Source organism: Pseudomonas sp. SDT291_1_S447 (assembly GCF_054070155.1).
The window spans coordinates 1-276 of the sequence record NZ_JBSVXS010000358.1 but is presented as its reverse complement, the minus strand read 5'-3'; the positions used below and the strand labels follow the sequence as shown (position 1 = coordinate 276).

General features: G+C 59.8%; 1 pseudogene. It reads right to left on the bottom strand.

Features of this window, described 5'->3' with window-relative positions:
• Positions 1-276, bottom strand: a pseudogene (locus ACW9IR_RS29920) (hypothetical protein); the annotation flags it as partial.

Here is a 276-nt window from a genome sequence, read left to right as displayed (position 1 = left end):
GCAGGTCCTGGATGGATTTGAGGTCGTTGACTTCGTATTCCATGTAGCCGCGGATGGCCTCCCAGTGGCTGATGGCGAGTGGCAGGCCGGCGCATTGGAATTCGAGGCTGGTGAGGGTTTCGCCTTGGTAGAAACCGATGCCCATGCCGTATTGACGGAGGATGCCGTATTGGGTGGCGCCTTGGGCTTCGATGATCCAGGCGCTTAGCGATTCCCAAGGTACGAAGACGGGTTCGGTTTCGCCTGCGGGCATGAAGCAGACTTCGCGGCGTTGGC